General features: G+C 66.9%; 19 protein-coding genes. 16 read left to right on the top strand and 3 right to left on the bottom strand.

The annotated features are described in order from the left end of the window. Positions 1 to 2: 2 nt before the first annotated feature. Together RW112_RS00465 and RW112_RS00460 are read left to right on the top strand one after the other, a co-directional pair. The gene (locus tag RW112_RS00465) at positions 3 to 884 is read left to right on the top strand and encodes a sugar ABC transporter permease (protein ID WP_317779959.1); all 882 of its coding nucleotides are present in this window, start codon (positions 3 to 5) and stop codon (positions 882 to 884) included. Then, the gene (locus RW112_RS00460) at positions 881 to 1,711 is read left to right on the top strand and encodes a carbohydrate ABC transporter permease (RefSeq protein WP_317779958.1); all 831 of its coding nucleotides are present in this window, start codon (positions 881 to 883) and stop codon (positions 1,709 to 1,711) included. Before RW112_RS00465 ends, RW112_RS00460 begins: the two co-directional genes overlap by 4 nt. 8 nt (positions 1,712 to 1,719) lie before the next feature. Here RW112_RS00460 and RW112_RS00455 read toward each other — a convergent pair whose 3' ends face one another. Next, positions 1,720 to 1,923 (bottom strand): hypothetical protein, encoded by a 204-nt coding sequence (locus RW112_RS00455; protein WP_305941280.1) that lies wholly within the window; start codon positions 1,921 to 1,923, stop codon positions 1,720 to 1,722. Between the two features lie 78 nt (positions 1,924 to 2,001). Between RW112_RS00455 and RW112_RS00450 the strand changes: the two genes are divergently transcribed. From RW112_RS00450 to metE, 9 genes are all read left to right on the top strand, one after another. Then, complete coding sequence (locus tag RW112_RS00450; RefSeq protein ID WP_411709840.1) at positions 2,002 to 3,093, top strand: AAA family ATPase; 1,092 nt, start codon at positions 2,002 to 2,004, stop codon at positions 3,091 to 3,093. Positions 3,094 to 3,103: 10 nt separating this feature from the next. Beyond that, complete coding sequence (locus RW112_RS00445) at positions 3,104 to 4,000, top strand: DUF58 domain-containing protein (RefSeq protein WP_317779956.1); 897 nt, start codon at positions 3,104 to 3,106, stop codon at positions 3,998 to 4,000. After that, complete coding sequence (locus RW112_RS00440) at positions 3,990 to 4,514, top strand: hypothetical protein (RefSeq protein WP_317779955.1); 525 nt, start codon at positions 3,990 to 3,992, stop codon at positions 4,512 to 4,514. Before RW112_RS00445 ends, RW112_RS00440 begins: the two co-directional genes overlap by 11 nt. Next, positions 4,505 to 5,518 carry a vWA domain-containing protein gene (locus tag RW112_RS00435; RefSeq protein WP_317779954.1) on the top strand — a complete coding sequence of 338 codons (1,014 nt, stop codon included), beginning with the start codon at positions 4,505 to 4,507 and terminating at the stop codon, positions 5,516 to 5,518. Before RW112_RS00440 ends, RW112_RS00435 begins: the two co-directional genes overlap by 10 nt. Then, on the top strand, positions 5,515 to 6,525 hold the full coding sequence (locus RW112_RS00430; RefSeq protein WP_317779953.1) for a VWA domain-containing protein: 1,011 nt from the start codon (positions 5,515 to 5,517) through the stop codon (positions 6,523 to 6,525). Before RW112_RS00435 ends, RW112_RS00430 begins: the two co-directional genes overlap by 4 nt. Next, positions 6,522 to 7,313, top strand: coding sequence for a hypothetical protein (locus tag RW112_RS00425; RefSeq protein WP_317779952.1), 792 nt, complete (start codon positions 6,522 to 6,524; stop codon positions 7,311 to 7,313). The genes RW112_RS00430 and RW112_RS00425 overlap by 4 nt, the downstream gene beginning before the upstream one ends. Positions 7,314 to 7,436: 123 nt before the next feature. Next, positions 7,437 to 8,339: a CPBP family intramembrane glutamic endopeptidase gene (locus tag RW112_RS00420; protein WP_317779951.1), complete on the top strand. Its 903-nt coding sequence runs from the start codon at positions 7,437 to 7,439 to the stop codon at positions 8,337 to 8,339. Positions 8,340 to 8,700: 361 nt separating this feature from the next. Beyond that, positions 8,701 to 9,672, top strand: a complete 972-nt coding sequence (locus tag RW112_RS00415) for a methylenetetrahydrofolate reductase (protein ID WP_317779950.1) — start codon at positions 8,701 to 8,703, stop codon at positions 9,670 to 9,672. Between the two features lie 140 nt (positions 9,673 to 9,812). Next, positions 9,813 to 12,158, top strand: coding sequence for a 5-methyltetrahydropteroyltriglutamate--homocysteine S-methyltransferase (gene metE, locus RW112_RS00410; protein WP_317779949.1), 2,346 nt, complete (start codon positions 9,813 to 9,815; stop codon positions 12,156 to 12,158). A gap of 129 nt (positions 12,159 to 12,287) precedes the next feature. Here the strand turns inward: metE and RW112_RS00405 are convergent, their stop codons facing one another. Beyond that, positions 12,288 to 12,794, bottom strand: a complete 507-nt coding sequence (locus RW112_RS00405; RefSeq protein ID WP_317779948.1) for a DUF2004 domain-containing protein — start codon at positions 12,792 to 12,794, stop codon at positions 12,288 to 12,290. A 100-nt stretch (positions 12,795 to 12,894) separates the two neighbouring features. Here RW112_RS00405 and RW112_RS00400 point away from each other — a divergent pair, with 100 nt between their 5' ends. Next, positions 12,895 to 14,331, top strand: coding sequence for an aldehyde dehydrogenase family protein (locus RW112_RS00400; RefSeq protein ID WP_317779947.1), 1,437 nt, complete (start codon positions 12,895 to 12,897; stop codon positions 14,329 to 14,331). Here the strand turns inward: RW112_RS00400 and RW112_RS00395 are convergent. Next, positions 14,328 to 15,248 (bottom strand): LysR family transcriptional regulator, encoded by a 921-nt coding sequence (locus RW112_RS00395; RefSeq protein WP_305941269.1) that lies wholly within the window; start codon positions 15,246 to 15,248, stop codon positions 14,328 to 14,330. The genes RW112_RS00400 and RW112_RS00395 overlap by 4 nt on opposite strands. A 210-nt stretch (positions 15,249 to 15,458) precedes the next feature. On the opposite strand from RW112_RS00395, the gene RW112_RS00390 reads away from it, so the two are divergent. From RW112_RS00390 to RW112_RS00375, 4 genes are read left to right on the top strand one after another with little or no spacing between them, the layout of a single operon-like run. Beyond that, the gene (locus RW112_RS00390) at positions 15,459 to 16,826 is read left to right on the top strand and encodes an NAD(P)/FAD-dependent oxidoreductase (RefSeq protein ID WP_317779946.1); all 1,368 of its coding nucleotides are present in this window, start codon (positions 15,459 to 15,461) and stop codon (positions 16,824 to 16,826) included. Then, positions 16,826 to 17,557, top strand: a complete 732-nt coding sequence (locus RW112_RS00385) for a DUF1365 domain-containing protein (protein ID WP_317779945.1) — start codon at positions 16,826 to 16,828, stop codon at positions 17,555 to 17,557. Before RW112_RS00390 ends, RW112_RS00385 begins: the two co-directional genes overlap by 1 nt. Next, entirely contained in the window at positions 17,554 to 18,993 is a 1,440-nt protein-coding gene (locus tag RW112_RS00380) for a class I SAM-dependent methyltransferase (RefSeq protein ID WP_411709839.1), read from the top strand. Before RW112_RS00385 ends, RW112_RS00380 begins: the two co-directional genes overlap by 4 nt. Further along, positions 18,990 to 20,258: a cyclopropane-fatty-acyl-phospholipid synthase family protein gene (locus tag RW112_RS00375; RefSeq protein ID WP_317779944.1), complete on the top strand. Its 1,269-nt coding sequence runs from the start codon at positions 18,990 to 18,992 to the stop codon at positions 20,256 to 20,258. The genes RW112_RS00380 and RW112_RS00375 overlap by 4 nt, the downstream gene beginning before the upstream one ends. Positions 20,259 to 20,329: the final 71 nt, after the last annotated feature.

Raw genomic sequence — 20,329 nt, 5'->3', positions numbered from 1 at the left:
GCATGGGTGAACGAAAAACGGTCCGGCAGCAGCTCCGGCTGCTGCCGGTTGTGCCGTCGGTCCTGCTGATCCTCCTATTCCTGGCGGCGCCCGTTCTGTGGTCATTCCACGCCTCCTTCACCAATGCTGCTCTCACCGGACGCAACGCCAGGAACCCGGCCTGGATCGGCGTCGAGAATTACGCACGGCTGCTCAGTGACTCCGCCTTCCCGGCGTCAGTCGTCCTCACAATCGTCTTTGTTGTGGCATCCGCGGTGGTGGGCCAGAACCTGCTGGGACTTCTGATCGCCGGTCTCATGACCCGCGCCCGGAAGCCCGTCTCAGCTGCCGTGGGCACCGCGGTGGTGGCGGCCTGGGTGCTCCCCGAGATTGTCGCCGCGTTCGCCGCCTACGCCTATTTCAGCAAGGACGGGACGCTCAACCAGCTGCTCGGCGGGGCGGGGGGTGCGGGGGCCGACTGGCTCTATGCCTACCCCATGGTGGCCGTGGTGCTGGCCAACATCTGGCGCGGCACCGCGTTCTCCATGCTCGTGTACCGGGCGGCCCTCGCCGACGTGCCGCAGGACATCTCCGAAGCCGCCCTCATGGACGGCGCCGCGGGCTGGCAGCGCCTGGTGTTCATCACCCTCCCGCTGATCAGGTCCAGCATCGCCACCAACCTGATGCTGGTGACGCTGCAGACCCTGGCAGTCTTTACTCTGATCTGGGTGATGACGGCCGGCGGACCGTCCAACGCAAGCACCACCTTGCCTGTCCTGGCCTACCAGGAGGCCTTCAAGTTTGGCGACATCGGCTACGGCACCGCCATTGCCACGGTGCTCATTGTGCTGGGACTCGTGTTCGGCATTGCCTATGTGCGGTTGCTGAAAGGCGACAAACGATGACGACGGTGGGCCGCCGCCGGGCACGGGGTCCCGCAGATGCAGCGCTGCTGCTGATCGGCGCCTGCTTCATCCTGCCGCTGCTGTGGCTCGTGTTTGGTTCGCTGGACGCAGAGGCGGGGTACCAGACCCGGCTGCCGGCCAGCGCATCGCTGACAAATTTCTCGGCCGTCCTCACGCCGGAGCTGTTGCTCAGGCCGCTCTGGAACAGCCTCCTGCTTTCCGGCGGGACGGCGACGCTGACCGTGGCGGCTGCCGTACTGGCTGCCTACCCGCTGTCCCGTTTCCAGTCCAGGTTCAACCGGCCGTTCATGTATTCGATCCTCTGCGGAACCTGCCTGCCGGTCACGGCCATCATGGTGCCCGTCTACGGCCTGTTCGTCCAGCTGCGGCTGCTCGACTCGCTGCCGGCCACGGTCCTCTTCATGGCAGCGACAGCGTTGCCCATGGCCATCTGGATGACCAAGAATTTCATGGACGCGGTTCCCGTTTCGCTGGAGGAAGCGGCGTGGGTGGACGGAGCTTCCGGGCTCACCGCCCTGCGTGCCGTGGTGCTGCCGCTCATGCGCCAAGGCCTGGGGGTGGTGTTCATCTTCGTTTTCATCCAGACCTGGGGGAACTTCTTCGTCCCGTTCATCCTGTTGCTGTCGCCGTCAAAGCAGCCTGCATCAGTCTCGATCTTCAGCTTCTTCGGACAGCACGGCGCTATTGCCTACGGCCAGCTGGCCGCGTTCTCCATCCTCTATTCGGTTCCGGTCCTGGTCCTCTACGTCCTGGTGGCACGGGGGGCCGGCGGATCATTTGCGCTGTCCGGAGCGGTGAAGGGCTAAGCCGGCCTTCAGTCGATGTCTTCGACCACGGTTCCGAACGGGATGGTGTCGTCCAGGTGGGCCTGGTGGCCGGTGGGGCCGGGGTTGTACAGGACCCTGACGCCGTGCAACTTGTCGGCCGCTGACTGCATGAGGATCGGCCGGACGGTGTTGATGAAACTCTCGCTCTTGCCGGCGAGATACTCCTGGTAACTGGCTGGAAGCTGAATCATGCCATCAGGATAGACCTGCACGGCCCACAATGGGGAGGGCTCCCCATTGTGGAATCTTCGGGGCACGGCTTGGATAGTATGGCCCGTGGCGGACATGTTATGCCCGCCGGCCAACCGGCAGCAGCAGCCGCCGGCCAGGAACAGAAACCAGGGGGATTTCGAGTGCTTCAGACGACGGGCGCGGTCCGGATCGAAGCGGCGGAACTGGCACGGGCGCAGCAGGTCATGACGGGCATCTCGCGCAGCTTCGACGCGAAAGTGGTGGGGCAGGCGCGGCTGCGGGAATCGCTGCTGGTCGGACTCATGACCGGCGGCCACATCCTGCTCGAAAGCGTCCCCGGCCTGGCGAAGACCACCGCCGCGCAGACCGTGGCAGAGGCTGTCAGCGCCGAATTCCGGCGGATCCAGTGCACCCCGGACCTGCTGCCCAGCGACATCGTGGGCACGCAGATCTATGATGCCGCCAAGGGCACGTTCGTCACCCAACTGGGACCGGTCCATGCCAATATCGTGCTCCTGGACGAGATCAACCGGTCCAGTGCGAAAACGCAGAGCGCCATGCTTGAAGCGATGCAGGAGAGGCAGACCTCCATCGGAGGAGTGGTGCACCGGCTGCCCACCCCGTTCCTTGTCCTGGCGACGCAGAACCCCATCGAGCAGGAAGGCACCTACCTGCTCCCCGAGGCGCAGATGGACCGCTTTATGCTCAAAGACGTCCTGGACTACCCGACGCCGGCCGAGGAGGCTGAGATCATCCGCAGGATCGATTCCGGCGTCTTCACCGACGAACAGCGCCCCGCCGCCGCCGCATCGCTGGAAGCGGTCACGGAGGTGCAGGAACTGGTGAGGCGCGTCTACATCGATCCTGCGATCGTCAGGTACATCGTGGGCCTGGTGTTTGTCACCCGGAACGCGGCGCAGTACATCGACGCCCGGCTGGCGGGCTTCATCGAATTCGGGGCCAGTCCGCGTGCCAGCATCGCCTTCAGCCAGGCCGCCCGCGCGGTTGCGCTGCTCAACGGCCGGGACCATGTGATTCCCGAGGACGTGAAGGCGCTGGCCCACCGCGTGCTCCGGCACCGGATCATCCTCGGCTTCGAAGCGGTGGCGGAACAGGTACCGGTCGAAGCGGTTATCGATGCCGTTGTGGCATCCGTCCAGACACCCTGAGCGCGCCGGCATGTCCAGCCTCCTGACCCGGGTGAAATCGAAGATGTCGATCTTCGCCCACCGCAAGGCCCGGGGAATGCTCGACGGCGAATACGGCTCCGTCTTCAAGGGCCGCCGCAGCCTGGACTTTGACGACCTCCGGGCCTACATCCCCGGGGACGAAGTCCGTGACATCGACTGGAAAGCCTCCGCCCGGCACGGCTCGCCGCTCATCAAACGTTACGTTGCCGTGCGGCGGCAGACCGTGCTGCTGGTCACTGATACCGGACGCAACATGGCTGCTGCTTCGCTCGGCGGTGAAGAAAAGAAGGACATTGCCGTGATGGCACTGGGTGTGGTGGGCTACCTGGCCCACCGCCACGGCGACGCGGTGGGGCTCGTCTGCGGTGACGGGACGACGTCGCGGTCGGTGCCTGCAAAGGCGGGCGAAGCGCACCTGGAACGCCTCCTTCGTGAAGTCAACGACCGCACGGGGCTGGGTTCGCCCGCGAGCGGCATCGGCGAGCAGCTCTCGTTTGTGGCAAGCAACTTCAGCCAGCGCATGCTGCTCTTCGTTGTAGCTGACGAACTGGTGCCGGATGCAGGTATGGAGCGGCTGCTGCGCCGTTTGCGCGCCCAGCACGAGGTCCTCTGGCTGACCGTCCGTGACGCGCAGCTGGCCGGACCGCAGTCAGCCGGGGCCCGGCACGGCGACCGCTACGACGTTGCGGATTCCAGCTTCCTTCCCGGCAGCCTCGCAGCATTGGAAGCCGTCATGCGTGCCTATGCCGCGGCGCAGGAGCAGCGCGACGCCGCGCGGGAGGCCGTGCTGCGGCGGCTGGGCATCGCCCACGTCCATGCTGGCAGCAGCCATGATGTGATGTCCGCGGTGTTCACCTTGCTGGAACGGCACCGCCGTGGAAAATGACACAGGGTTCTACGCACCCCTGGAGTACAGTGCCTGGTTGCCGTGGACCGGCCTGGGCCTGCTGCTGCTCATCGCCGCTTGGCTGGCTTATGCCTTCCTGAGCACCCGGCAGCGAAGGGAACCCTCGCCCGCATCACCCGCCGGCCCGCCGTCGGATCCGTCCGGCCTGAAGAAGGATTACCTGCGCCGCATCGATGCCGTGGCGGCGGACGCCGCGGCCGGCCGGTTGTCCGAACGGGTTTCGCACCAGGAACTCAGCCTGCTCATCAGGAGTTTTGTCCGCGACATGGCCGGGATCGATGCTCCGCGGATGACCCTGGCCGAGCTCCGCGAGCAGGACTTTCCGTCAGCCGCCCTGGCCGTCGGCAGCTTCTACCCGGCGGAGTTCGGCCCTGAACCCCGGGACACTGAGCCCCGGCATGCCGGACACCGGGACACTGAGCCCCGGCATACCGGATACCCTGTCGAGGCCGCGGCAGAGACGGCCCGGGAGGTGGTCCGGACATGGAATTGATCTTCTGGTGGATGATTCCGGCCGCCCTAATCCTTGGCGCCGGGACCTACTGGATGGTCCGGAAACGGGCGCGGGGCGAGAATGCCACCCGGGTGCCCGTCGCCCACGGCCACCGGCTCACCGACTTGCCGGAGTACCAGGCAGCGTTGCGGCGGCACCGCCGCTGGCTCACCGTCGCCGCCGTCGCCGGGGCGGTTCTGATGGCAGCGTCCGTGGCGGCAGCAGCCCGGCCCGCCGAACGAAGTACCGTCAGCCCGGAACAGCGCAACCGCGACATCATCCTGTGCCTCGATGCCTCCGGATCCATGAGCAGCGCCGATGCGGCGGTAGTGGACGTCTTCGCCCGGCTGGCGGAGGGGTTCGACGGCGAACGGCTGGGGCTGACGGTCTTCGACAGCAGCGCCGTGCAGGTCTTTCCGCTGACGGACGATTACGACTTCGTGCAGGAACAGCTTGAGGTGGCCAGGGAAGCGTTTGACGGCGCGCCCGGCAGCGCCGGCTTCCTGGACGGCACCTGGAACGGCGCCGGTTCCTCCCTGATCGGCGACGGACTGGCCTCCTGCGTGCAGGGTTTCCCGGCAACCGGTGCCGGAGCTCCCGCGGGAAGCGGCGGTCCAGAGGAACGGTCACGGTCGGTCATCCTGGCCACCGACAACTTCGTCTCAGGCGAACCCATCTTCACCCTGCAGGAAGCTGCGGCGCTGGCCACGACGAAGGACGTCCGCGTCTTTGCCCTCAACCCCGGAGATTTCGACTACGGGACAGACCCCGGACAACCGGGGGCCCAGCTGCGGTCGGCGGCGGAAGGGACGGGCGGCGCGTACTACCCGCTGGACAGCCCGGACACGGTACCCGACATCATCCGCAAGGTGGAGTCCACGGAGGCCACCGCCTTCAAAGCCGCCCCGCAGGCCACCGTCGCAGACCGCGCCGAGATCCCGCTGGGCGTCGCTTTAGCGTCCGGACTGTTGCTCGTGGGCGCGACCTGGAGGCTGAGGTCATGACGTTCCATCCCATCTGGCCGTGGTGGATCATGGTCCCCGTCGCTGGTGCCGCCCTCATTTTCCTGGCGTGGACGTCCGTAGGAAGCCGGCGCCGCGGCGCTGAACCGGGAGCCTGCCTGGTGCCCGCCGGCCTCGTGCTCCTGCTCCTGCTGGCGGCACTCCGGCCGGGTGTGCCGGGCGGCAGCGTCCGGGCGGCCACGGCCGACATGAACGTCTTCTTCGTCGTGGATACCACCAGCAGCATCGCGGCCGAGGATTACGGGAACGGCAGCCCCAGGCTCGACGGCGTCCGACAGGACATCATGGCCATAGCTGCGGAGCTGGCCGGGGCGAGGTTTTCCATGATTACGTTCGACTCCCAGGCTGTGGTCCGGATGCCGCTGACTACGGACACTTCGGCCCTGGGCACACTGACCGATGTGTTGGAACCCCAGATCACCCAGTACTCGACGGGCAGCAGCGTGACCGCAGCCCGTACTGTGCTCAACGACCGGCTGAGGGCGGCCCGGGACAGCCACCCTGAGCGGGCACGGATTGTGTACTACCTCGGCGACGGCGAGCAGACCAGCGGCAAGGCACCGGAGCCCATGCGGCTGGATGCGTCGCTGGTCAACGGCGGTGCCGTTCTCGGTTACGGCACCTCGCAAGGCGGGCGGATGAAGGAGAAATCCAGCTATTCGTCCGATGAAGCCGCTGCATACATCCAGGACCGCAGCGGCGGAAGCGCCGGCGATGCCGTGTCCCGAATCGACGAAGAGACACTGCGCGGGATCGCGGCGCAACTCGGCGTGCCATACGTCCACCGAGCGGCCGGGGACGCGGCAGGACCGATGATGCAGTCAGCCATGCCAGGGGCGCTGAAGGAAACGCCCGACTCACTTGAGGGCAGGACGGAACTCTACTGGGCGCCGGCCCTGGGCGCGTTCATCCTCGCCCTGTGGGAGAGCCTGCGGGTGTTCCGCCAGCTGAGGCAGCTCCGCCCCGGAAAACCGGAGGCCCGCCCATGAGCCGGCAGCAGGCCCTGTCACCCGCGGCCGCTCACCACAGGCAGCGGAGACGGCGGTTGCTGCTGGTGTCGGCAGCGCCCGTGCTGCTTGCCGCGGCGCTCGCCGTCAAGCTGCTCAGCGTCGGCTACCTGGGCGGCGAAGCGGCCGGTTCGTTCAGCCGTGGCGACCAGGCGGGCCTCTCGTCGGCGGCGTCCGGCCTGCGCATGGCCAACATCGTGGAACGGCACAAGGCGCCCTTTGCCGCCGCCGACGCCCTGGTCCTCCGGGGGGACTTTGCCGGCGCCCGGTCCCTCTTTGAGGCATCGCTCGCCGACGCCCCGCCGGCTGATGAGTGCAAGGTGCGAGTCAACCTGGTGCTCACGATTGAAAGGCTGGCGGATGAGGCCGCCGAGGCCGAGCAATCCGGGAACCCGGGGGACTCCGCCGCCGAAGCAGCCAGGCTGTACGACGAAGGCCTCGCTGCGGTCAACGCCGCTCCGCCCGGGTGCTTCAGCCCGGAAGACAGCCAGGACAGGCCCAACGGGGCAGACGGTGAGGGCCAACGCCTCCGGGAAACCGAAGGACGGCTGCAGTCCAAGGCGGAGCAACTCGGAAACGGCGGGGCTGATGGTGAATCCGGTAAGGACGGCGATCAACAGCCGCAGCCCGATCCGGAACTGCGGCAGAGCCAGCTCGACAAGCTGGAGGAATCAGCCAAGTCCGCGCAGCGGGAGCGGAACGGCGGCATGCAGCGGGACGAGTACTTGAACAACGCCGACGCTGAGCTCGGCACCGGTAAGCCCTGGTAGCAGGCCCTGCTGGTCCGCCGCCGCGGGTCCGGACGGTCACGGGGGCAAAATACCCTAGCGGCCCGCCTCGACGCATCCCAAGCTGATGACAGGGGAGGCCGAAGGATAGAGCGGCGGCTCGTTATGAGGATGGCAGGAACCGAAGGCCGGCTCAACTGGATCTGGGCTTCATGGCTGATTGCGGCCATGCTATCGCTCGCAGTGCTGGACCTGACTGTGTACGGCGTCGTCATCCCGGCGTCGGGACTCCTGCTTGCCATCCTGTCAGGTCCCAAAATCCGGGGGCAGGGCAACCGAAGGAAGAGAGTTGATAAACGTGACCTGGCTGTCGTAGCAGCGCTGTACGTCGCCGTCGTCGTGCTCTTCCGCCTTGCCTTCACGGTCTTCACCCCTGCCAACGTCCTTGGCCTCTTCCTGTGTTTCGGCGCCGGACTTGTCCTGGGCGTCGCCGGGCCGGTGTTCTACACGGTGCGACGGGGACGGCCTTTGTCCGATCTGGGCCTGTGGCTGGGGAACTGGAAAGAAGCTGCCGCACTGGGCCTTGTCCTGGCCGCAATCCAGTTCTCGATCACGCTCCTGGGCTATGCCTTGCCGGCCCCCGCGGACTGGGTGCCACTTCTCGTGATGTCGCTGACCGTCGGCGCCTTCGAGACGGTCTTCTTCCGTGGTTTCGTGCAAACGCGCCTTTGCGCGAGCCTGGGCAGGATCCCCGGCATCGGGCTGGCAGCGGGTCTGTACGCCCTTTACCACGTCGGGTACGGGATGGGCGGGGAAGGAATGGCCTTCCTGTTCGGCCTCGGCGTGGTGTACGCAGTGGCCTTTGCCCTAGTCAGGAACGTTTTGGTCCTGTGGCCGTTGCTCACTCCGCTGGGGTCGTTCTTCAACAACCTCAACACCGGAGAAATCGAGCTGCCGTGGGAGGCGATCCTGGGATTCGCCGACGTCCTGGGCCTCATGGCCGCCGCAGTCTGGTGGGGCAGGCGGCGGCTCCGCAAGGCGCGGCAGGCGGCGCGGCGGCAGCCCTGACGGAGACCGGATGATGAAAGCGGCCCGTTGGGCGAACAATGTTCTGCCCGGCGACGCAACAGAGCGTAAAGGTGCGTCTTAATTCGGCGGCCAGCTTGAACGCCCCGGAAGCGGGCCCTAGAGTCGTATACAAGTTACCGACGTAACGTGTCAGCGATCCTCCTTCAGGAGGGTGTGGGTGCCCCCATGTGGGCCTGACATTTGCTCACGGACAACTTCTTGTCAGGCGTAACAGTCGCGGCTGCGCCCTGCCGAAGTTCTCTCCGTGTTCCCAAACTCAAATTCATTGCCGGTTCAGTGTCTCCACGGTCCCATGGACCGCGGTTCAGCTGCCGGCGATGGCCCAAAGCCAAGGACGCAAATGTCTCCACCTAGCCTTATTGACACACATCCGAATCTCTCCGACAGTGCTCCGGTGGCGCTCTCCTATGAGCTGTTCCCGCCGCGTTCCCCGGCGGCCGCAGAGTCGCTCTGGACCACCATCGGCGAGCTGGAAACCACGGACCCGGACTACGTTTCCGTGACGTACGGCGCCAGCGGCTCCAACCGGGACACCGCCGTCGAACTCATTAACCGGCTGCTGCTGGAGACAACGCTCCGACCGCTGGCCCACCTGACCTGCGTGGGCAACACGCCCGAGGAGTTGTCCGGCATCATCGGTGAGTTGCTCGACGTCGGCGTCCGCGGCATCCTGGCCCTTCGCGGTGACCAGCCCAAGGACGGCGGAGCACCGGCCAGCGGTTCCCTGCGGTACGCCCAGGACCTCATCGAACTGATCCGCCGCGTGGAGCAGCGCCGTTCGGCCCTGCTGTGCGCGGGCAAGGTGGCGGTCGGCGTGGCAGCCTACCCCACCAGGCACCCGGAATCACCTACCGAGGCCCACGACGTCGAGGTGCTGCTGGCCAAGCAGCGCTCCGGTGCGGACTTCGCCATCACGCAGGTGTTCTTCCAGACCGAGCAGTACGCCGACCTCATCACCAGGGCACGCCGGGCGGGTGTCACGATCCCCATCATCCCGGGTGTGATGCCGCTGACCAGCGTGCGCAGGCTGAACCGCCTGGGTGAGCTGACCGGCGTCGAACCCTCTCCGGAACTGATGGCACGCCTGGCCGCTGCGGACACTGACGCCGAACGCAGGCTGATCGGCGTCCGGGCAACAGTGGACCTGGCCAACGCCGCCCTGGACGCCGGGGCACCCGGAATCCACCTGTACACCTTCAACGAACACGCCTGTGCGCTGGAGGTCCTGGACAAGCTGGCCCTGCCACGCCCCGCGCGTCCGGCGAGCAGGCTCAACGCCATTGCCCGCCGCCACAAGGAAATGGCGAGCTGAAACGCCGCTTCCGCTCTGCCCGCTTCGTTACCGCCCGACGCCGCCGCACTGTCTAGCGCGCGTGCCTTTGGCGTCGGCACCTTCGCCTTCGAACAGCAATTACCCCTGATTTTCACCAACACACTTCCAAGGAATTCCACATGACTGAGCAGAACACCCCGGCCGTGACCACTCCGTTCCCGTCCGCCTCGATCCTGGGCTACCCGCGCATCGGCCGCCGCCGCGAACTGAAGAAGGCCGTCGAGGCATACTGGGCCGGCAAGATCGACGCCGCAGCGCTTGACGCCGCTGCGAAGGAGATCCAGCTGGGCACCGCCAAGCGCCTGCAGGGCCTGGGCCTGACGGAAGCAGCGGCCGTTCCGGGCACCTTCTCCTTCTACGACCAGGTGCTCGACGCCGCCGCCCACCTCGGTGCCGTGCCGGCCCGTTTCGGCAACCTCCTCAACGCTGAGGGACAGCTGGACATCGACGGCTACTTCACGCTGGCCCGCGGCAACAAGGACGAGCAGCCGCTGGAAATGACCAAGTGGTTTGACACCAACTACCACTACCTCGTTCCGGAAATCGGCCCGGAGACCAACTTCGCGCCGACCTCCAACCGCATCGTCGAAGAATTCGAATACGCCCTTGCCAACGGCGTGGAGACCCGCCCGTACATCGTGGGCCCGGTCACCTTCCTGCTGCTGAGCAAGGCTTCCGACGACGCTCCGGCCGGCTTCAGCCCGCTGTCCCGCCTCGAGGACGTACTGCCGGTCTACACCGCGCTGCTGGAGAAGCTCGCCGCTGCCGGCGCCAGCTGGGTCCAGCTGGACGAGCCCGCCCTGGTGGTCGACCAGGACACCACCGCAGAGGAGATCCAGGCTGCGGTCGCCCGCTCCTACGAGGTCCTTTCCGCTGCCACGCGGCGCCCGCAGCTGTTCGTCTCCACCCCGTACGGTGCACTGAACGGCCAGCTTGGCACGCTCGCCGCCACCAACATCGACGCCCTCCACGTCGACGTCTTCAAAGGTGCAGTTCCGTCCGCTGCGGCACTCGCCGCACTCGGAAACAAGACCCTGGTTGCCGGCGTCGTGGACGGCCACAACATCTGGCGCAACGACCTCGCCGCGTCCGCGGAGAAGATCGCCGAACTGAAGAAGTCCGTGGCAAAGCTGGCGGTCAGCACGTCCACCTCCACCCAGCACGTCCCGCACGACGTCGAGGAAGAGACCCAGCTCTCCGAGCAGCTCCGCAGCTGGCTGGCATTCGCCGACCAGAAGGCCGTTGAGGTTGTCAACCTCGCCGGCCTGCTGACCGATGCCGCCGCCGTGCAGCCGGCCATCGACGAGGCCACCCGGATCATCGCCTCCCGCGCCGCAGCCGAGGGCGTCCAGCGCGCCGACGTCCGGGCACGCGCCGCCGCCCTGACCCCAGCGGACTTCAACCGCTCCGAGTACTCGGTCCGCGAAGCCGCCCAGGAAGAAGCCCTGCACCTGCCGCCGCTGCCCACCACCACCATCGGATCCTTCCCGCAGACCTCCGAAATCCGTTCGGCCCGCGCCCGCAACAACAAGGGCGCCCTGACCAACGAGCAGTACGAGCAGCTCATGAAGGACGAGATCAAGCGCGTTGTTGAGCTGCAGGAAGAGCTCGGCTACGACGTCCTGGTCCACGGCGAGCCCGAGCGCAACGACATGGTCCAGTACTTCGCCGAGAACCTGGAAGGCTTCGACGTCACGGTCCACGGCTGGGTCCAGTCCTACGGCTCACGCTGCACCCGTCCCTCCATCCTGTGGGGCGACGTCACCCGCAGCGCCCCCATCACGGTGAAGTGGGCCGAGTACGCACAGTCCCTCACCAACAAGCCGATGAAGGGCATGCTCACCGGTCCGGTCACCATCCTTGCCTGGTCCTTCGTCCGCGACGACCAGCCGCTGGGCGAGACCGCCAACCAGGTGGGCCTGGCCCTCCGCGACGAAATCGCCGACCTGGAAGCAGCCGGCATCAAGGTCATCCAGGTGGACGAGCCCGCCCTGCGCGAACTCCTTCCCCTGCGCAAGGCCGACCAGGCCGCCTACCTGGACTGGTCCGTGAACTCGTTCCGCCTGGCCACCGCCGGTGCCGCCGACTCCACCCAGATCCACACCCACCTGTGCTACTCCGAGTTCGGCGCCATCATCGACGCCATCGACGGACTGGACGCCGACGTCACCTCGATCGAAGCCGCGCGTTCACGCATGGAGGTTGTCCACGACCTTGAGTCCCACGGCTTCGGCCGCGGCGTCGGACCGGGCGTCTACGACATCCACTCGCCGCGCGTCCCGGGCGAGCAGGAAGTCACCGAGCTGCTCAGCACCGCCGTGAAGCACGTCCCGTCCCGCCAGCTCTGGGTCAACCCGGACTGCGGCCTGAAGACCCGCGGCTACGCCGAGACCGAAGAGTCGCTGCGCAACCTGGTCAAGGCAACCCAGACGGTCCGCGCTGAACTGCTGGAAGCTGCAAAGTAGCCACAACTGCCTGAAGCACGACGGCGCCCGGTCACCTTTTCGGTGACCGGGCGCCGTCGGACTTTAACTATCGATTGCTGAGCAGCGGCCCTTTTCAACGCTCAAAAGGGCGCCTACGGAGCAGTCGATTCAGGACTCCCAGACGATTTCGTCGTCCACCACGCCGTCCTCGTCCGCGGACGCCACCAGGACTTCGTCGGTGAAGTGCTCGCCCAGGGTGAAGTCCAGGACGAAGTAGCGTTCGGGCTGGCCCGGGAAGATTCCCACGTGGCCCAGTTTCAGGGCCTTCAGGAAGACGGCATTCGTCAACTGGCTCTTGTCCTCGACGCCGAACACCTTCTTGAGGTGCTCATCCTTGATGGCGTTGCAGTGGAAGTGCCGGTACTCCTGGGGGCTGGTGCCCTCCTGCTCCAGCTCCTCGGCGATCATGTCCCGCACCTGGTCCACGAGCTCGGGCAGGTACCTTAGCCGGTAGTCCACCTTGTGCATGGCCGCTTCGTCGAAATGGTCGTGCGCATTGATGTTGAGGTCCAGCTCAACCGGCTGCCCGTCCAGTTCATGCTTCGCTGCGACGTTGTGGTCCCGGCCGTGGTTAAGCTCGATCTCACCAAAGAGCCGGCTCGCTACCTTGTTCATATCTTCAACATAGACCCGAAAAGCGGAGCATTCCAGCATCAGGGATTTTTATCTGGAGCCCTTCGTCCCGGCTGCGTCGCGGCACGGGTACATTGATCGGATGCATACTGCCGCTGCCGCCGTTGCCCGATCCCGTGAGCTGTTCGACAGCGGGGTGAGCCGACCGCTGGCGTGGCGGCTCGAACAGCTGGGCAATCTGCGCAGGATGCTCACGGATCACGGCGGGGATTTTGCCGGGGCCCTCCTCAGCGACCTCGGCAAGCACCGCAGCGAGGCCCAGCTGACCGAGATCGGCTTTGTGACCGCGGAGGTGGCCCATCTGGAGCGGCATCTGGCGGCCTGGCTTAGGCCCCGCCGGGTGGACGTGCCGCTTCCGGCGCAGCCGGCCCGGGCCTGGACCGAGCTGACTCCGCTGGGAGTGGTGCTGGTGATCGGTACGTGGAACTATCCGCTGCAGCTGACCCTCGCGCCGCTTGCCGGAGCCCTTGCAGCAGGAAACACCGTGGTCATCAAGCCGAGCGAGCACGCGCCCGCCACATCAGCCGCCCTGGTCCGCTGGGTGCCGGAGTACCTGGGCGGCGCCGCCGAGGTGGTGCCCGGTGGCATCCCGGCAACCACGGCGCTGCTGGCGGAACGCTTCGACCACATCTTCTTTACCGGCGGGCAAGACGCCGCCCGCGTGGTCATGCGGGCTGCGGCCGAACACCTGACACCCGTGACCCTCGAACTTGGAGGCAGGTGCCCGGCCTACGTGGACGCCACCGCGGACCTGGCCGCCACGGCCGGGCGCATTGCATGGGGCCGGTTCATGAACGCCGGGCAGACCTGCGTGGCGCCGGACTATGTGCTGGCCGCCCCCGACATTCTGGACGCGCTTGAACCGCTGCTCATAGACGCCATCACCGCCATGTTCGGCAAGGACCCGGCAGGCAGTGCCTCCTACGGCCGGATCGTCGATGACCGGCACTTTGAACGGCTCGCAGAACTGGCGGACGGCACAACCGTGGTCCATGGCGGCCAGCGGGATCCCGAAAGCCGGTACTTTGCCCCGACCCTGCTGCGGCCCGCACCGGGTGACGCCGTCCTGGATGAGGAAATCTTCGGCCCGTTGCTCCCGCTGGTCCCCGTATCCGGAGCGGACGAAGCGATCCGGATGGTCAACGCGGGCGGCAAGCCGCTGGCTGTGTACGTCTTCAGTGCCGACGACGGCGTCCGCGGATCCTTTGCGGCGGACACGTCGTCAGGGGCCCTGGTGTATGGAGCGCCGGCGGCGCACCTCGCGGTCCCGGGCCTCCCGTTCGGCGGGGTTGGCGGCAGCGGCATGGGTGCCTATCACGGCGAACATTCCGTGCGGACGTTTTCGCATGAACGGGCCTGCATGGATAAACCGATGCGGCCGGACACCCTGCGCCTGGCCTATCCGCCCTACGGAACGGCGAGGGACGCGCTGGTGACCGCCCTCCTGTCATTGGCGTCGCGGGCGCCCGGACGTTCCAAAGCGCGGCGCGCGGAGGCCCGTGGTTCCAAAACCCGCTAATTCTTGCGGGTGGTCCCCAGGCTGTGGAGCGTGTCCGCCAGGAGCTCGACGAACAGCTGGACCCGTGCCGTCTGCTTGTCATTGATCAGCAGGGCGAATACGTTCCTGGCAAGCCTGATTTCGGGAACATCGAGCACCACCACGCCGGCAGGACGGTGCCGCAGGGCAAGCTCGGGGACCAGGGCGGCGCCCAGCCCCGCCGCGGCCATTTCGAGGCTGGCGTGGAAATCGTCGCTGTAGGCCACCACCCGGGGGTGCAGGTTGCAGCTGGCGAACAGCCGTTCGATAACCGTCGCATCGCTGGTGCCCGGGTGATGGACGATCCAGGGCATGTCGGAGAGGTGGTCCGCCGCGACTTTGGCGTCGGCACGGAAACCCCAGGCCGCAGGCAGCACCACGCGGAATTCGTCGTCGCCGATCCATTGCCGGTTAACAGTATGGGGCCACGCCAGGCCGGACTGTCCCACCTGATAGACCAGCGCCACATCAAGTTCGCCGCCGGTGCGCAGCCCCTGAATCGTCTGCGAGGGCTCCGCCACGGACACCCTGAGGTCGATGCCGAGGTCTTTCCACTTCGGGTTCTGCAGGATCCGGGGCAGCACATACGTGGCCAGGCTCGGGAAAATTCCCAGCCTCAGTTCCTGGTGCGTGGCGTTGTGCGTCCTGGAGGCAGCGGCCATCAGGGCCTCGATGTCCGTGAGGACCTTGGCCGCATGCCGTGTCATCACCAGGGCAGCTTCGGTGGGCTGGATGCTTCGGGCCGAGCGCTGGAAGAGATCCACGCCGGTGTCCCGCTCCAAAGCGGACATCTGCTGGGAAACGGCGGAGGCCGTATAGCCCAGCCGGTTGGCGGCCGCGGCGAATGAACCGAGGCGGGTGACCTCCACGAGCGTCCGCAGATGAACAGGGTTGATCAATGGTTGCCCTTCGCCGTGGAAAATCCCGCTTCATTGTGGCATATCGCCCCGCGGCCCCGGAATGTCGCCACGGACCGGCCGCGGTCATGGGGAAGAATCGCGTCAAGGCGCCCGGCTGGAATTCGTAGTCATCCGGGCGCCCTTCGGTGACGAATTGCCCATAAGACGATTCATCAGGACGATTCAGGCGAAGCCAACAGGAGCAGATCAGTGTCGCAAGCAGCAACGATTCCGGACGGCAGGCGGGTAGCCGTCATTGGCAGCGGCGTGGCAGGACTGACCGCAGCCTATGTCCTGAACCAGCGGGACAACGTCACCCTTTTCGAGGCCGACTCCCGGCTGGGCGGCCATGCCCACACCCATGATGTACCGCAGGCGGACGGCCCGGTCCTGGGCGTCGACACGGGTTTCATCGTCCACAACGAACGCACCTACCCGACGCTCCTGCGGCTCTTTGCGGAGCTGGGCGTCGAGACGCAGGACTCCGAAATGAGCATGTCGGTCCGCTGCGACGGCTGCGGCCTCGAATATGCCGGTGCCCGTGCCAGGGGGCGCGGCATCATTCCCCGGCCCTCAACCCTGCTGCGCGGCCGGTACCTTCTGATGCTTCTCGAAGTGACGCGCTTCCACCGGCGGGCCCGCGCCCTGCTGGCCGGGGCGTCGAAGGCTGCGGCCGGCGGCGGGGAGCCGGAGCTGACGCTGGGGGAGTTCCTCGCCCGGGAGAAATTCAGCAGCTACTTCATCTCGCACTTCATGACCCCCGTCGTGAGCGCGGTGTGGTCCTGCGACCCCACCACGGCGCTGGCCTACCCTGCCCGCTACCTGTTCACCTTCCTGGCCCACCACGGCCTGCTTGGTGTGTCCGGATCGCCGCAGTGGCGGACCGTCAAGGGGGGTTCCCGCACGTACGTGGATAAGCTTGCCGCGACGCTGCCGGACGTCCGGCTGTCCAGCCCGGTCACGTCGGTGCGCCGCCGTACGGAGGGCGTGGAACTGACCACGCCGCACGGAACGGAGGCCTTCGACGCCGTCGTTATTGCCACGCACCCTGCGCAGGCGCTGCACCTGCTCGCCGATGCCTCCCCGGAGGAACGCGAGGCGCTCGGCGGGATGCCCTACTCGGTCAACCAGACAGTGTTCCACCGCGACGACGCCGTCCTGCCGCGCAGCGCGGATGCCCGGGCGTCCTGGAACTACCGGCTGCCGACCTGCGACGCACGCCCGGACAAGGTGCTGGTCAGCTACGACATGACGAGGCTCCAGCGCCTCGAGCCTGCCGACGGCGGAAGGTACATCGTGAGCCTCGGGGAGTCCGAACTCATTTCCGATGGAACCGTGCTGGACCGGATGGTTTACGAACATCCGCAGTACACGCCGGATTCGCTCCGGGCGCAGCAGCAGATCCTTGCCCTGGGGGACGGACGCCTCGCCTTTGCCGGCGCGTACCACGGCTGGGGCTTCCACGAGGACGGCGCACTCTCCGGAGTCAAAGCGGCCGCCCGGCTTGGCCGGGACTGGGAGCCGCGGGACGCAGTAGCCGGCGCCCTCCTTCAGGCCGTTGCCGCGGAGGGCGCCTGATGAAAACCAGGGCTGCCATCTACCGCACCTCCATCGCACACGTACGGCGTACTCCGCTGCACAACGCGTTCACGTACCGCAGCTACAGCTGGTACGTCGACGTCGACCGGTTGCCTTCCCTGCCCTGGCCGCTCCGGCCGCTCGCGGACTTCCGCGCCTCCGACCACCTCGGCGACCCGGAAGGTTCGCTCCGCGGCAACGTGGAACGGTTCCTGCGGACCCGCGGGATAGAGCTCGACGGCGGCCGGATCACCATGCTGGCCAGCGCCCGGGTGTTTGGCCACGTGTTCAACCCGCTCAGCCTCTTCTGGTGCCATGGCGCCGACGGGGACCTGCGCTGCGTCGTCGCCGAAGTTCACAACACCTACGGTGAACGCCACTGCTATCTACTCGAAACGGATCACGCCGGCCGGGCCAGTGTTCCCAAAGCGTTCTACGTTTCCCCGTTCAACGACGTCGAAGGCCAGTACCGGATGAAACTCCCGGAACCGGGGGAGCGGCTGGCGGTATCGATCGTGCTGGAGCGCGAAGGGCAGAAGCCCTTCATCGCAACCGTCGATGGCGAACGCCGCGAGGCTTCCGTGCCGGCCGTCCTCTCCGCCGCGCTCGCGGTCCCGCTGGCGCCGCTGCGCGTCTCCGCTCAGATCCGCTGGCAGGGCATCAAGCTTTGGGCACGCAGGCTGCCCGTCATCAAAAGACCACACCACCCCTCACAGGAGGCAGTACAGTGACCATCACCGAAGCAACCGGATCCGCTGCGGGCCAGCCTGCGAACCCGCGTCCCACCTCGGCCCCTGCCGGCCTCGCCCACAGCAGCACCGTTGCCGACAGCACCGTTCCCTACAGCGTGCCGCAACCCCCTGCCGTGATTGACGCCGCCATCTGGCCCAGCATCGCCACCACGCCGGACAGCCTCAAAGCCCGGGTGGCGGGACGGATTGCGGACGCGATCTTCAAGGCCGCCGTCCGCACGCTTCCCCTCGAAGTCCGCTACCCGGACGGCACCGTCCTTGGAAAGGCAGCGGCCGGCCCGGCATCCGGGTCCGGGGCTCCCTACCCGGTCATGACCCTGAACCGCCCGGAGGCTTTCGCTGCCCGGCTCGGTGACGGCGGACTGATCGGCCTGGGCGAGTCCTATATGGCCGGAGACTGGGACGCGGACGACCTCACCGCCGTCATGGAAGTCTTCGCCGCCAGGGTGGGAACCCTCGTGCCCGAGCCGCTGCAGAAACTGCGCGCCCTGTACCTCCCGCGCCAGCCGCGCAGGGAACGCAACACGGAGCAGAACACCCGTTCCAACATCTCCCGGCACTACGACCTCTCCAACGAGCTTTTTTCCTCGTTCCTGGACAGCACCATGACCTACTCCAGTGCGCTTTTCCCGGAGAGGGGCGATGCGCTGCGGACCGTTGCCTGGGACGGATTCGCTGCCGCGCAGCAGGCAAAGATCGACCGTCTGCTGGACAAGGCCGGTGTCGGCGAGGGAACGCGCGTGCTGGAAATCGGTACCGGCTGGGGCGAACTTGCGCTGCGTGCAGCTGCCAGGGGTGCCACCGTCTATTCGGTCACCCTTTCCAGCGAACAGCAGGAACTGGCCCGCCAGCGCGTGGCCGAGGCCGGCTACGCCGACGCCGTCACCATTGAGCTCAAGGACTACCGGGCCGTGGAAGGGGAGTACGACGCCGTTGTGACGGTCGAAATGATCGAGGCCGTCGGCTACGAATACTGGGCCACGTATTTCCAGACGATCGAGCGTGTCCTGGCTCCCGGCGGCAAGGTAGCCATCCAGGCCATCACCATCGCCCACGACCGGCTGATCGCCACCCGGACCAGCTACACGTGGGTGCACAAGTACATCTTCCCCGGTGGCGTCATTCCATCCGTCCGGGCCATCGAGGAAATCACCGAGAAGCAGACCGGTCTCCGGGTCCGCGAACGCCTCGCGATGGGCGAACATTATGCGCAGACGCTGCGCCTCTGGGAGGAACGCTTCATGTCGCGCGCCGACGAGGTTGCGGCCATGGGGTTCGACGCGGTCTTCCAGCGGATGTGGCTGTTCTACCTCTGCTACTCCAGGGCGGGCTTCGAGACGGGCTACCTCGACGTCCAGCAGATTGTCCTGGACCATGCGGCTGCCAAGCGTGCGGCCGGCGGAGCCGCAGTATGACCCCGCCGCTCGCGAGCACCATTGCCGAGGTCCTGCACCCCGTGCTCGGCGGGGAACTTCCGGTCCGGCTCAAGGTGTGGGACGGCAGTGAGGCGGGCCCTTTCGGCGCACCGGTGGTCCGGCTGAATTCCCCGGACGCCATCCGCCGGCTGTTGTGGGCGCCGGGCGAGCTCGGTGCAGCACAGGCGTACGTCACCGGAGAACTGGACGTCGACGGCGACCTCAACTCAGCGTTCGAGCACCTCTGGAAGGTGGTGCGGGACCGCGAACTTTCCGGCATCAGGCCCACCCCCGCCGTCCTGGCGGGCGTGGGCAGGATTGCCAGGGCCGCTGGTGCCCTCGGCACTCCGCCCGAGCCGCCGGCCAGCCAGGCCCGGGTCAAGGGAAAGCTGCACAGCCTCCTGCGTGACCGTGCCGCCATCAGCCACCACTACGATCTCAGCAATGAGTTCTACGGCCTGATCCTGGATCCGCAGATGGCGTACTCCAGCGCGTACTGGACTGACTCCACAGAGACCTACGGCCTCGAGGACGCCCAGCGGGACAAGCTGGACCTTGTCTGTCGGAAGATCGGGCTCAAACCCGGGATGCGCCTGCTGGATGTCGGCTGCGGGTGGGGATCCCTGAGCCTGCATGCTGCGCAACACTACGGAGCCGACGTTGTGGGCGTGACCCTGTCCAGGGAACAGAAGGCGTTCATCGACGCCCGGATCCGCGACCGCGGCCTGGAGAAGACCGGGTTCGCCGGCCGCGGGCCACAGGGAACAGTGGAGGTCCGGGTCCAGGACTACCGCGAGATTCCGGACGGCCCGTTTGACGCCGTTGCCTCCCTGGAAATGGGCGAACACGTGGGCCAGCGAAACTACCCGGTGTACGCCGCGGCGCTGTTCAACAATGTGGTTCCCGGCGGCCGGGTGCTGGTCCAGCAGATGTCCCGGCGCGGAAAGCACCCTGGAGGCGGGCCGTTCATCGAATCCTTCATCGCCCCGGACATGCACATGCGTCCGGTCGGCGAGACCGTGGGGTTCCTGGAGGACGCGGGGTTGGAAGTCGAGGGTGTGGAGGCGATGCGGAAGGACTACGTGCGGACCCTTGAAGCCTGGTACGCCAACTTCGAGCAGAACCAGGAAGCCGCCGTCGACATGATGGGGGAGGAGATAGCCCGGGTCTGGAGGCTGTACCTCGTTGGTGCCCTGCGCAGCTTCGCCGAGGGCAGGATGGGCGTGGAACAGATCCTCTGCAGCAGGCCCGCGGCCCGGAGCTGAACCGGACACGGCAACTCCGCCTCGACACGACGTTCCGTTCATCACATCGGGGGCCCTGAAACTTCGTTCAG

This window comes from Arthrobacter sp. B10-11, assembly GCF_033142195.1.
GTDB classification, from domain to species: domain Bacteria; phylum Actinomycetota; class Actinomycetes; order Actinomycetales; family Micrococcaceae; genus Arthrobacter; species Arthrobacter oryzae_C.
The sequence above is the reverse complement of the archived record's forward strand: the minus strand, read 5'-3'. Positions and strand labels throughout refer to the sequence as shown.